9 protein-coding genes are annotated in these 12331 nt (G+C 58.4%); 7 read left to right on the top strand and 2 right to left on the bottom strand.

Annotation, left to right across the window (positions count from 1 at the left end):
• The first annotated feature begins 88 nt into the window (after window positions 1-88).
• Window positions 89-1048 carry an agmatinase gene (gene speB / locus JM93_RS01055; RefSeq protein ID WP_145340216.1) on the top strand — a complete coding sequence of 320 codons (960 nt, stop codon included), beginning with the start codon at window positions 89-91 and terminating at the stop codon, window positions 1046-1048.
• An 85-nt stretch (window positions 1049-1133) separates the two neighbouring features.
• On the opposite strand, the gene JM93_RS01060 is transcribed toward speB, so the two are convergent.
• Window positions 1134-1754, bottom strand: coding sequence for a DUF6653 family protein (locus tag JM93_RS01060; protein ID WP_145340218.1), 621 nt, complete (start codon window positions 1752-1754; stop codon window positions 1134-1136).
• Between the two features lie 179 nt (window positions 1755-1933).
• Here JM93_RS01060 and JM93_RS01065 point away from each other — a divergent pair, with 179 nt between their 5' ends.
• Window positions 1934-4252 carry a sensor domain-containing protein gene (locus JM93_RS01065; protein ID WP_145340220.1) on the top strand — a complete coding sequence of 773 codons (2319 nt, stop codon included), beginning with the start codon at window positions 1934-1936 and terminating at the stop codon, window positions 4250-4252.
• Between the two features lie 60 nt (window positions 4253-4312).
• On the opposite strand, the gene JM93_RS01070 is transcribed toward JM93_RS01065, so the two are convergent.
• Window positions 4313-6118: a PHA/PHB synthase family protein gene (locus JM93_RS01070; protein WP_145340222.1), complete on the bottom strand. Its 1806-nt coding sequence runs from the start codon at window positions 6116-6118 to the stop codon at window positions 4313-4315.
• A 240-nt stretch (window positions 6119-6358) separates the two neighbouring features.
• Here JM93_RS01070 and JM93_RS01075 point away from each other — a divergent pair, with 240 nt between their 5' ends.
• From JM93_RS01075 to recJ, 5 genes are all read left to right on the top strand, one after another.
• Window positions 6359-6634: a hypothetical protein gene (locus tag JM93_RS01075; RefSeq protein WP_145340224.1), complete on the top strand. Its 276-nt coding sequence runs from the start codon at window positions 6359-6361 to the stop codon at window positions 6632-6634.
• Between the two features lie 159 nt (window positions 6635-6793).
• Window positions 6794-8011, top strand: coding sequence for an LL-diaminopimelate aminotransferase (locus JM93_RS01080; RefSeq protein WP_145340226.1), 1218 nt, complete (start codon window positions 6794-6796; stop codon window positions 8009-8011).
• Between the two features lie 36 nt (window positions 8012-8047).
• The gene (locus JM93_RS01085; protein ID WP_145340227.1) at window positions 8048-9373 is read left to right on the top strand and encodes a homoserine dehydrogenase; all 1326 of its coding nucleotides are present in this window, start codon (window positions 8048-8050) and stop codon (window positions 9371-9373) included.
• Window positions 9374-9423: 50 nt separating this feature from the next.
• Window positions 9424-10419: a class II fructose-bisphosphatase gene (gene glpX, locus JM93_RS01090; RefSeq protein ID WP_145340228.1), complete on the top strand. Its 996-nt coding sequence runs from the start codon at window positions 9424-9426 to the stop codon at window positions 10417-10419.
• A 50-nt stretch (window positions 10420-10469) separates the two neighbouring features.
• Window positions 10470-12290, top strand: a complete 1821-nt coding sequence (gene recJ / locus JM93_RS01095) for a single-stranded-DNA-specific exonuclease RecJ (protein WP_145340229.1) — start codon at window positions 10470-10472, stop codon at window positions 12288-12290.
• The last annotated feature ends 41 nt before the right edge of the window (window positions 12291-12331 follow it).

Raw genomic sequence — 12331 nt, forward strand, 5'->3', positions numbered from 1 at the left:
TCTTGACTTAAGGGCGATTGACCTCTGCCACTCGCTATGGAACCACTTGGCCCGACACGCAATGCCAAGGCAACAGATGGATCTCCCGATGGACACCGATATGCCGCGCCCGACCGACAACGCCTTTTTGGGCGACAGCCTGAAAGGAGGCTCCCATGAGCCGACCTACGCTGGCGCGCTCAGCTTCATGCGCCGCAGATACAGCCGCACGCTCGACGGGGTTGATCTTGCGATCTGGGGCATTCCGTTCGACGCATCGGTCTCGAATCGCCCGGGTGCGCGCTTTGGTCCGCAAGGAGTGCGCCGGGCCTCGGCGATTTTCGACGGCGACCCGCAATACCCGTTCGCGTTTGACCCGTTTGAGGTTCTGGCGGCGGTTGATTACGGCGACTGCGTGTTTGACTACGGCCTCAACGCCTCAATCCCGGAACATATCCAGAAGCAGGCGGAAGGAATCGTTGAAACGGGAACCCACCTTTTCTCGATCGGAGGCGACCATTTTGTCACCTATCCGCTGCTGAAAGCGCATGTGCGCCAGCACGGGCCGGTCGGTCTGGTGCAATTTGATGCGCACCAGGACACCTGGGACGACAAGGGCGACCGGATCGACCACGGCACTTTCGTTGGACGGGCGGTGCGCGAAGGCTTGATCGATCCGCACCGATCCATCCAGATCGGCATCCGGACCCATGCGCCGGAAACCTGCGGGATCGAAATCATCCATGGCTACGAGATGGATCAGCTCGGTCTAGCGGGTGTCATCAGCCGGATCATTGAACGGGTTGGCGCGGGTCCGGCCTACATGACCTTCGACATCGACTGCCTCGATCCGGCTTTTGCGCCAGGAACCGGAACGCCTGTAGCCGGTGGGCTGTTGTCCCGCGAAGCCCTGTCTATCCTGCGCGGACTTGGCGAAATAAATTTTGTCGGCGGCGATGTTGTCGAGGTCGCACCTGCCTATGATCATGCAGATATCACGTCCATCGCCGGGGCATCTGTCGCGTTGACCTATATCGGTTTGCTGGCGGAAAAACGGCGCGTCCGCTAGGGCGGACGATCCCGGTATGACGCCGTCTTCGGAGCCTCAGGCCTGTCCGGTCAGGGGCGGAAGCTGCTGAATTGTTGGTTGGACATCAGGCGGACTTGCGCTTGCGGGCCGGATTATCGTTGTCGGCACTGACGGACCAGAACCGGTAAAGCGGATGGGCGTCACGCATGCGCTCGTAGAGGATCGCCATGCGGTTTTGAAAGGCGAACCTTGCAATCACGGCCACCAAAAGCGCTGGCAAACACACCAGTGCGTTGGCGGCCAGGGCGCCCCAAATCATGATCAACAGGCCGGTGAGTGCTGTCAGGAACAGGATCAGCGCGCTGCGTGCATCATCTTCAGGGATCGGCAAATTGATCCGGTTCAGCCACATCCGTTCACCGTAGAGCGATTTCGCTGCCCAGCCGGGTGTACCCGATGCGGCAGGAAAAAATCTCGGTGCAATAAGCAACAGCAGAACAGTGGCGGCGCTCATTCCGGTCGCGGGTCCTGCACCAAACAATGTGTGTGACCAGACAGCTGCAGCAAGCAATGGCAAAGCAAGAACGCGCAAGTAGGCGGCCGCAGGGTGGATCCGATGTTGCCACAACGGACCACGGGCCAAAAACGGTTGGATACGGCTGCGCTTGACCGGGCTTGCGTCGGTTCCGACGGCCGGCTTGATCCGCTGCGCTTGCATGATATCGAGAAGCCTCTTCTTTTGCATGTTCATAGCGCATCAGCTGGCGGGCATGCAAATCACACTGAATTGCGACGGATATTTTTAACGCTACATCGTGAATGTGGGCTTGCCGTGCATTTTCAGATTTGAAACCGGTAAAAAGTCGAAGTTTTTTAAGTAACTTCCGTTAGGATATTAAAAAATAGTCGACGGGAATAAATTGCATGGGCAAGCAGCCCGAGAATAACTCAAAGACCATTTTCGATCGTGGGACAGATTTTGCTCTGTCGAACTCCGTCACGGCCATGTCCGAACTGTTTGGCACTTCATTGGACTGGGCGTCCGAACGCCAATGGCTGAATGTGGTCGCCGACCATCTGGTGGACTACCTGTTCGTCAAGGATCGTAATTCGCGGTTTTTGTTTGCCAATCAAAAGGTTGTCGAAAGTTTCGGATGTTCCCATCCGAATGAAATCCTCGGTAAGACCGATCTGGATCTGCACCCCCAGGCAATGGGGCAGAGTTACTTTCTGGAAGAGCAGCAGATAATGCAGTCCGGGCACCCCAAGCTGGACTTTGAAGAATGTGCCGTCACAAAGAACGGTGGGCACCGATGGTTCTTGTCGTCGAAGTTTCCATTGTCCGGAGCCGATGGCAATGTGGTCGGCATCGTGGGTGTGGCCCGTGACATCACCCCGCGCAAGAAAGCGGAGCTTTTGCGCGTGGGCCAGGCGCGGCTCCTGGAAGACCTGGCGAAAGGTGCGCCGCTTGAAGGACTGTTGCGTCAGCTTGTGCTCCTGATTGAAGAACAGCTTGATGGCGTGCACGGCTCGATCCTGCTGCTCGACGAGGATGGCCGGCGGCTCTTGACCGGGGCGGGCCCGTCTTTGCCACCGGACTATGTCGAGGCGGTCAACGGGGTTGAAATAGGTGAGGCGGTCGGGTCTTGCGGGACAGCCGCCGCCCGGCGCGAAACCGTGATCGTTGAAGACGTCCTCACAAATCCGCTTTGGGCGGATTATCGGGACCTTATTCGCCCAACGGGCTATCGCTCCTCCTGGTCGACGCCTTTTTTCGATCAATCGGGCGAAGTCCTGGGAACCTTTGCGCTTTACTCAGCCGCAGTGAGAAGCCCCGAAGAGCATGAGCGCCGTTTGATTTCCGAAGCAACCCGGATAGCTGCGATTGCCGTGGAGCGTTTGCGGGCAGAGGAACAGATTTGGAGTTTGGCTCACAATGATGTCCTGACCGGACTGCCGAACCGATACTCTCTGAAAAAACATCTCGAAAAGCTTTTGAACACCGAGGACGATGGGGTTGCAAACCTTACGCTGGTGTTCATGGATCTCGACCGATTCAAGGAAATCAATGACGGTTTCGGACATGCAACCGGGGATGAGGTTCTCAAAGAGGTGGCTGCTCGGGTCCGAAGTGAAGTGCCTTCACAAGACATGGTGATCCGTTTCGGCGGCGATGAATTCGTCATTGTTCTAGGGGAAGTTTCGGGCCATCCGGCCGTGCTGGATGATCTGCTTGATAGAGTGCGCACCGTTGTCGCGGCGCCGGTCCAAGCCCAGGGGCAACGGTTCTCGGTGACCTGCAGCTTCGGGGCTGTCCGCTATCCGCAGGATGCTCAGACCGCTGGCGACCTATTACGCAGGGCGGATGCCGCAATGTACGCCGCAAAGGCTGCGGGGCGCGACCGGGTGCATTTCTTCGACCGTTTCATGGGGCAGGGTGCAAAGAGCAGGCTTGTTCTTCTAGAGGATATGCGGGCCGGACTGCGCGAAAACGCGTTCTTTTTGGACTATCAGCCGCAGTTTGACCTGCAGACCGGAAACATTTTCGGCGCGGAAGCTTTGGTGCGCTGGCAGCATCCGGAGCTCGGGTTGCTGCCCCCATCGGAATTCATTCCGCATGCAGAAGAGACCGGCCTCGTCGTTGAATTGGGGCAATGGGTTCTGGAAGAAGCATGCCGTCAAAACAAACGGTGGCAATCGGAAGGGCTCGGCCCGTTGCTGGTCGGTGTGAATGTGTCAGCGCGCCAGTTTTGGGACGGGGATCTCGTTGGTCAGGTCAGGGCAGCTGTTCAGGCCGCCGGAATTTCTGGCGAATATCTGGAGCTTGAGATCACCGAAAGCCTGTTGATCCGCAACCGGGATGTGGCAATTGCTACCATGTCCGAGCTGCGCGATTTCGGCGTCAAGCTTGCGATCGATGATTTTGGAACCGGGTATTCATCGCTTGCAGCCCTCAAGCATCTGCCGCTCACACGGCTCAAGATCGATCGTATTTTTACCGGCGATATATCGTCTGAGTGCAGCATCATGCAGGCCATCATTACGCTCGGCAAAGAGCTGGGCCTTTCCGTAATTGCGGAAGGTATCGAAGAGGAGGCGCAAGTTCATGCTCTTCGCCGTTTCGGCTGTGATGAAGGCCAAGGGTTCCACTTGGGCCGTCCTATGAGAGCCGACCAGTTCACCAAATGCCTGGCCGGCCAGCGCCTTCAACGCACAGTGAACGTCCCCGACTACTCGATCTGAGACGCGTGGCTTTAGCCGGCCGGAGCCAGCTGGTTGCCGGTTTCTTTCCGGCGCGCAGCGCTATACGCGCTGCATCACATAAGAACCGGGCGCATCCTCCAGGATTTTGATGCGATAGGCGCCGGGTTTTCGAGCCTTGACCTTGGTGTCGTCGAGTGATCGGGTCCAGGCGTCCCAATGAGGCCACCATGAGCCGGGATGTTCTTCGGAGCCACGGATCCAGTCTTCTAGTGCGCCTTCCGGCTTTCCGCCGGTCCAATACTGATACTTGTTTTTGGCGGGCGGATTGACGACGCCGGCAATGTGTCCTGAGCCGGACAGGACATACTCCACCGGGCCGCCGAACAAGCCACTGCCTATAAATACCGAACGGGGCGGCGCGATGTGGTCTTCGCGGGTGGCAAGATTGTAGATCGGGATCGTGACCTTGGACAGGTCCAGGCGTTCGCCGCCGATTTCCATCCGGCCCTTGGACAGGGTGTTGTCGAGATAACAATTACGCAGATAAAATGAGTGGTTGGCGGCCGGCATACGTGTTGAATCGGAATTCCAGTAGAGCAGGTCGAAGGGGAACGGCTCCTTGCCCTTCAGGTAATTGTTCACGACGTAGGACCAGATCAGGTCGTTTGAGCGCAGCATGTTGAACGCTGACGACATCTTGCTGCCATCCAAATACCCGTGCTCGGCCATCCGCTTCTCCAGAAGCTGGATCTGCTCCTCATCTACAAAGACCTTCAGGTCTCCTGCGTATGTGAAGTCCACCTGGGTGGTAAAGAAGGTCGCGGATTGAATGCGCTGATCGCCCTTTGCTGCCATGTAGGCAAGCGTGACAGCCAGCAGCGTTCCACCAACGCAATAGCCGATTGCGTTGACTTCTTCCTGACGGGTGGCGCGCTTGATCACATCCAGGGTGTTGAGAATGCCCTCGCGCATGTAGTGCTCGAAGCTTTTCTGCGCCTGTCTTTCATCCGGGTTGACCCAGGAAATCACGAACACGGTGTGGCCCTGGTCGACCGCCCATTTGATGAAGGACTTTTCAGGTGTCAGATCGAGTATGTAGAATTTGTTGATCCACGGCGGAACGATCAGGAGCGGGCGCTTCAACACGTCTTCGGTCGTTGGCGAATACTGGATAACCTGGCAAACATCGTTTTGGGCGATCACCTTGCCCGGTGTGGTGCCAAGATTGTCGCCAAGCTTGAATTTCGAGGGATCTGTCTGACGGATTTTGAGGTCGCCATGGCCTGTGCGCAGATCCTCGACCAGATGCTGCATGCCTTTGACCAGGTTCTCGCCATTGCTTTCCATGGTCAGGCGCAGCAATTCCGGGTTGGTCAAGAGGAAGTTTGACGGCGACACCGCATTGGCGATCTGCGTAACGTAAAACTCGGCCTTGTGTTTTGTGTGATCGTCCAGCCCCTCGGCTTCATGGACCATGTCCTCCGCCCATTTGCTGGTGATCAGGTAAAGCTGCTTGATGAAATCGAAAAACTGATTCTCGTTCCAGTCTGGGTCCGCAAAGCGCTTGTCGCGCGCTTCGGGCTCTACAGCCGGCTTGCAGGGTTCACCCATCATGCGTTTGAGGGAGGAATTCCACAGATCGATGTATCCGGACCATAGGCGGGATTGCGCTTCCACGGCCCGCTGCGGGTCCGAAACCCAATATTCGCCAACTTGTGCGAGGGTCTTGATGACGCCGGTCAACTCATCGGCGCCGCTGTCCTTGATCTCGCCTTTTTCGCGAGGCTCGATATAGACTGCCATTGCCTTACCGGCTTGCTCAAGGGTCTTGGCAAGATTGTTTGCAAAAGCCTCAGGATTATTGATGATATATTGCAGCATGGGATGCTGGCGCTCGTTGGCCATCTCTGCAGGTTCCCTCCACCTTACACCGCTGCCTTTTCTCCGCTCATGCGGATTGTTGAGCAGCGTCATTATTGCGCCCGCGGCGAGCGGGCTTAACTCCCGGCATTATCAGTGTTTTATGACACAACTTCTGCCGTTGCGTCGAATGAGAAAAAGCGCCTACCTTTCAAAGCATGGTTGTTCGCCCTTGAAACTAGGGGGCGCCTGCGCCGCTTTAAGCCAAGGTCTGGAGACAAAAAAATGAAAATACGTCCAGCGGGCCTGCTTCTGGCGCTGCTACTTTTTGTGACCGGATGTTCGATTGAGCCCGGAACGTCTCTGGTTGAGGTCATGCAATCACCAACGGGACAAAGCCGCGCGGACCAGTCACAACAGCCGTTGCCGGCTGCGGGGTTCGATGGAGCACCCCCACAAGCGGCGGCGCCCAATCAGCCGGCCGGTTTGCTAGACCCGCAACAGCGCGACACGACGCTGGAATATCTCAAGTCGCGCAGTCAGGCTGCCAATGCCGACTAGGCTGTTTTGAAATGCGCCGCACAAATTTAGGTGGCTAGGCGCTGAAAGACGGGTGCGAAACCTTGCAGAGGCTGTTAAAAGGGCCGCCAAAGCGCCCGGGGCCCCGGTTTCGTGCGCCTTGAAGAAACCAAGTGTCTAACGATCGCAAGGACCCGCGCCATGGAGGAATTCCATAAGACCCGGCGGCTTCCGCCTTATGTCTTCGAACAAGTCAATCGGCTGAAGGCAAAGGCGCGAGCGGCGGGCGCGGATATCATCGATCTGGGCATGGGCAACCCGGACCTTCCAACGCCAAAGCACATTGTAGAAAAGCTGACCGAGGTCGTTCAGGACCCGCGCACGCACCGGTATTCGGCCTCCAAGGGCATCAATGGTCTGCGTAAAGCGCAGGCAGCCTATTACGGGCGGCGGTTCGGTGTGAAGCTCGATCCTGACACCCAAGTCGTTGCCACGCTCGGCTCCAAGGAAGGATTTGCGAACATGGCCCAGGCGATTACCGCCCCGGGCGATGTGATCTTGAGCCCCAATCCGAGTTACCCGATCCACGCCTTCGGGTTTTTAATGGCCGGCGCATCGATTCGCTCCATCCCGGCCGAGCCCGGCCCCGATTTCTTCCACGCCCTTGAGCGCGCAGTCATCCATTCGGTGCCAAAGCCGATCGCGATTATCTTGTGTTACCCTGCCAATCCGACCGCCTATTGCGCGGATATCGCGTTCTACCGCGACGTGGTCGCGTTTGCCCGCAAGCATGACATCTTCATCCTCTCGGATCTGGCCTATTCCGAAATCTACTTCGGTGCGACACCGCCGCCATCCGTTCTGCAGGTTCCCGGTGCGATGGACATTGCCGCCGAGTTTACGTCGCTGTCGAAAACCTTCTCCATGCCCGGCTGGCGCATGGGCTTTGCTGTTGGCAACGAGCGGCTGATCTCCGCGTTGGCGCGTGTAAAGTCCTACCTTGACTATGGTGCCTTCACGCCAATTCAGGTTGCGGCTACGGCGGCCTTGAACGGTCCGGAAACCTGCATCGAGGAAACGCGGGCGATCTACAAGAAGCGTCGGGACGTGGTCGTTGATTCGTTCGGAAGGGCCGGTTTTCCGGTGCCTGCACCGGAGGCGAGCATGTTTTGCTGGGCACCGATCCCTGAAAAATTCCGAGCGCTTGGCAGTCTCGAATTTTCCAAGCTGTTGTTGGAGAAAGCCTCCGTTGCCGTCGCGCCAGGGATTGGCTTCGGTGAACATGGCGACGATTTCGTACGCATTGGCTTGGTCGAAAATGAACAACGCTTGCGCCAAGCGGCGCGGAATATCCGGCGCTTCCTTGAAAGCGCGGACGAAACATTGCACAACGTGATCCCGATCGAGGCTTCTGGCTAACGATTGGTTCCTGTCTGAAATTGGATCTTCAAACATATGAGTGACGTGTTGAGAGTGGGGGTCGCAGGCCTCGGTACCGTCGGGGCATCCGTGGTCCGGCTGCTCACAAAACATGGCGAAAAGATCGCGCTGAAAAGCGGCCAAACGGCCGAGATTAAAGCTGTGAGTGCCCGCAATCGCGCCCGGGACCGGGGCGTCGATCTGTCCGGTTACGCCTGGTATGAAGATCCAGTAGAAATGGCCGAAAAAGCCGATATCGACGTATTTGTCGAGTTGATCGGGGGCGATAACGGGCCCGCTGAATCCAGTGTGCGGGCGGCCCTTTCGCGCGGCCTGCACGTGGTAACAGCCAACAAGGCGCTTCTGGCCAAACACGGTGTCTCTCTTGCCGAGTTGGCTGAAGCAAATGGTGTGTCGCTGAACTATGAAGCTGCGGTTGCCGGCGGTATTCCGATCGTCAAGACTTTGCGCGAGTCGCTCGCCAGCAACGAAATTACCCGCGTTTACGGGATCTTGAACGGCACCTGCAACTACATCCTCACCCGGATGGAAGCAGAAGGGCTGAGCTTCGAGGAGTGTCTGGCTGACGCCCAGCGGCTCGGATATGCCGAAGCCGACCCGTCGTTCGATATCGAGGGCGATGACACGGCACACAAGCTCGCGATTCTGACGAGTCTGGCCTTCGGCACCAAAATTTCGGATGAGAGCATCTATATCGAAGGCATTACGTCGATCACAACGGCTGACATTCAGGCGGCGGACGAACTTGGATACCGCATCAAGTTGCTCGGCGTTGCCCAGAGAACGGACACGGGCATCGAGCAGCGTGTTCACCCGACCATGGTCCCCAAGGCCTCCGCGATTGCCCGAATCGATGGTGTGTTGAATGCCGTTGCCGTTGACGGCGACTTCGTCGGCGAGATCGTGCTTGTTGGGCCGGGAGCCGGCGGCGATGCTACGGCATCCTCGGTCGTTGCCGATATTGTGGACATTGCCCGCGCCGACAAGACGGCCGTTCTGGGCATGCCTGCGGCCCATCTTGAAGACTACACCCGCGCCCGGATGCGCTTGCATGAAGGCGGCTACTACATGCGCCTGTCGGTTCACGACCGTCCGGGTGCGTTTGCCGAAATCGCGAAATGCATGGCTGATGAAGGCATTTCGCTGGAGTCCATCGTCCAGCGGCGTGCAACGCGCGCGGTAAACGCGCCGGGATCCGGTGGGGACAGTGCACCTCAGCCTGTCATCTTGATCACGTATGAAACCACCGAGGTCGCCGTTAAAAAGGCCCTTGAGGTCATTACGGAGAAGGGGGTCGTGTCTCATCCTCCTCAGATGATCCGTATTGAAAAGTTGAAGTAGAGGGACTGCGGTATAATTGCGCCGCAGTTGGGAGAAGTTTGGAGAATTTGATGGCGAATAGTGATGGTGCCGCGACCAGTGGGCTCGACCGCATCCTGACATTGGAGCTTGCACGCGTTTCAGAGCGGGCTGCCGTGTCGGCCGCTAGATTGCGCGGCCGCGGTGACGAGATGGCTGCAGACCAGGCGGCTGTTGACGCCATGCGCCGCGAGCTGAACCGGTTGCCGATCGACGGGACGGTGGTGATCGGCGAGGGCGAGCGCGACGAGGCGCCCATGCTTTACATCGGCGAGAATGTCGGCACCAAACAGGGGCCCAAGGTCGACATCGCACTCGATCCGCTTGAGGGCACCACGATTTGCGCCAAGAACCTGCCAAACTCCCTAGCGGTCATTGCCTTGGCCCCGGAAGGTGATCTCCTGAACGCGCCCGACAGCTACATGGACAAGATTGCCATTGGGCCGGGTTATCCGGACGGGCTGATTGATCTGGATGCCCCGATTGCGGAAAACCTTGCCGCTGTTGCCCGGGAAAAGGATGTGCCGATCGGCGAGGTGACAGCCTGTGTTCTCGACCGTCCGCGTCATGCCCGTCTGATCGAGGATATCCGCGCGACCGGAGCTGCCATCCGTCTGATTGGTGATGGGGATGTTGCCGGTATCATCCACACCACGGATCCCGACGAAACCGGGATCGATCTTTATGCAGGGATTGGCGGCGCGCCAGAAGGTGTGCTGGCCGCTGCCGCTCTGCGCTGCATTGGCGGCCAAATGCAGACCCGTCTGGTCATCACCCGACATGAGCAGGTCGAGCGGGCGCACCGCATGGGCATTGAGGACGTGAAAAAGAAATACACGCTCGAAGAAATGGCCGGACCGGATGTCTTGTTTGCGGCAACGGGTGTGACTGATGGCAACTTCCTGCAAGGTGTGCGCTTCGGACGGAACAACATCACCACGCATACCGTGGTGATGCGCTCGTCCACAGGGACTGTCCGCTACATCAAGGCGCAGCACAACCAGATCGAAAAGTTCCACTTGGACTGAGAGACGCAAGGGCATGTGATGGGCCTGGGCCCGAACGAACGGAAAACCTCATGAGCGGCCCGGCCGGGATCTCCCCAGCCGGGCGGCTTGTTCTCGGCGTCGAGCGCTCGGCGAATGATTACGCCTGGCGCGAGCGGCTGGACGAGGCGCAGGGGCGTCATGCCATGGCGATTGCCCAGAGGCATGACCTGCCGGACGTGCTGGCACGGGTCATGGCCGCGCGGAACGTGCTTCCAGAAGCGGCGGAAGACTTTCTCGAGCCCTCGCTCAAGACGTTGATGCCTGATCCATCGCGCCTGGCCGGCATGGATGCTGCGGTTCAAAGGGTGGCTGATGCTGTGGAGGCGGGCACGAAGGTTGCGATATTCGGCGATTATGACGTCGACGGCGCAACGTCCTCCTCCGTTCTGGCGCGGTACCTGCGTTGGGTCGGGCTTGATCCGGTCATCCACATTCCCGACCGCATTATTGAAGGATATGGACCGAACGGCCCAGCGATTGAGGCGCTGCATGCAGATGGGGCCCGCCTTTTGATCACGGTCGATTGCGGCAGCACGTCATTCGACGCGTTTGAAACAGCAGCCGGTCTCGGACTCGATGTTGTCGTCATCGACCATCACCAGGTTGGCGAAACCCTTCCAAAGGTTGTGGCCCTCGTCAATCCGAACCGGCAGGACGACCTGTCCGGGCAGGGGCATTTGGCGGCAGTTGGCGTGACATTTCTGTTTCTGGTCGGGCTGAACCGGGAACTGCGCAATCGCGGATTTTTTAACGGGTACGCCCAACCGGATTTGATGTCCCTGCTCGATCTTGTCGCCTTGGGAACGGTCTGCGACGTGGTGCCTTTGCTTGGGCTGAACCGGGCTTATGTGACGCGCGGCCTTGCCGTGATGCATCAGCGGCGCAACCCGGGACTGTCGAACCTTTCCGACGTTGCGCGCGTTGCTGGAAAACCCGCGCCCTATCATCTCGGTTTCCTGCTGGGGCCAAGGATCAATGCCGGCGGACGTATAGGCGATGCGGCGTTGGGTGCACGGCTTTTGACCTGTGATGATGGCGCAGAAGCCCGGCAGATTGCTGAAAAGCTCGATCAGTTGAATGCAGAGCGCCAGGCCATGGAAGCCGTCATGCTGGAAGAGGCCGGAGCGCAGGCGTTCCAGGCCATGGAACGCGGCGATCCTGCCGTGCTGATGACCGGGTCGTCGGACTGGCATCCGGGTATTGTCGGTTTGATCGCCTCCCGCTTGAAGGAAGCCAACCGGCGTCCGGCGTTTGCCATTGCCTTTGACGAAACAGGCAAGGGAACCGGTTCGGGCCGGTCGATCAACGGCGTTGATTTGGGCAAGGCCGTGCGAGAGGCGGTCGAAAACGGGTTGCTGGAAAAGGGAGGCGGCCACGCCATGGCGGCCGGTTTGACGGTTCGCAAGGAAAAACTTGACGAGCTGCAAGCGTTCTTCAACGAGCGTTTAATGGCGGATGTCGAGCAGGCAGCCTCGTTCAGGGACTTGAAAATCGACGGTGCGCTGACCGCAACGGGGGCGTCGCTCGACTTCATGGAGCTGCTGGAAAAAGCCGGGCCTTACGGAGCCGGGCACCCCGAGCCCTTGTTTGTGTTTCCCTCACACCGGGTTGCCTTTGCAGACGTAGTCGGCAACGGGCATGTGCGCGCGAGCCTTGCAAGTTCCGACGGCACAAAGATCAAGGCGATCTGCTTCAAGGCTGAAGACAAACCGCATGGAAAAATGCTCTTGGAGGGTCGTGGCCGGCCACTCCATATCGCCGGGTCGCTGTCAATCGACACATGGCAGGGCGTGCCGAAGGTGCAGCTGCGCATCGTTGATGCCGCCGATCCGCAGAAGACCCGTCTGTAGGGCCTAACGGCATTAACCATTCCGCAAGCCTTGCGGTTCTA

It is taken from the genome of Roseibium hamelinense (genome assembly GCF_007830545.1).
Taxonomy (GTDB): Bacteria; Pseudomonadota; Alphaproteobacteria; order Rhizobiales; family Stappiaceae; genus Roseibium; species Roseibium hamelinense.

Excerpts from the sequence above, each read along its gene's own strand:
- speB (WP_145340216.1), top strand. The coding sequence starts at position 89 with ATGGACACCGATATGCCGCGCCCGACCGACAACGCCTTTTTGGGCGAC.
- JM93_RS01060 (WP_145340218.1), bottom strand. The coding sequence starts at position 1,754 with ATGCAAAAGAAGAGGCTTCTCGATATCATGCAAGCGCAGCGGATCAAG.
- JM93_RS01065 (WP_145340220.1), top strand. The coding sequence starts at position 1,934 with ATGGGCAAGCAGCCCGAGAATAACTCAAAGACCATTTTCGATCGTGGG.
- JM93_RS01070 (WP_145340222.1), bottom strand. The coding sequence starts at position 6,118 with ATGGCCAACGAGCGCCAGCATCCCATGCTGCAATATATCATCAATAAT.
- JM93_RS01075 (WP_145340224.1), top strand. The coding sequence starts at position 6,359 with ATGAAAATACGTCCAGCGGGCCTGCTTCTGGCGCTGCTACTTTTTGTG.
- JM93_RS01080 (WP_145340226.1), top strand. The coding sequence starts at position 6,794 with ATGGAGGAATTCCATAAGACCCGGCGGCTTCCGCCTTATGTCTTCGAA.
- JM93_RS01085 (WP_145340227.1), top strand. The coding sequence starts at position 8,048 with ATGAGTGACGTGTTGAGAGTGGGGGTCGCAGGCCTCGGTACCGTCGGG.
- glpX (WP_145340228.1), top strand. The coding sequence starts at position 9,424 with ATGGCGAATAGTGATGGTGCCGCGACCAGTGGGCTCGACCGCATCCTG.
- recJ (WP_145340229.1), top strand. The coding sequence starts at position 10,470 with ATGAGCGGCCCGGCCGGGATCTCCCCAGCCGGGCGGCTTGTTCTCGGC.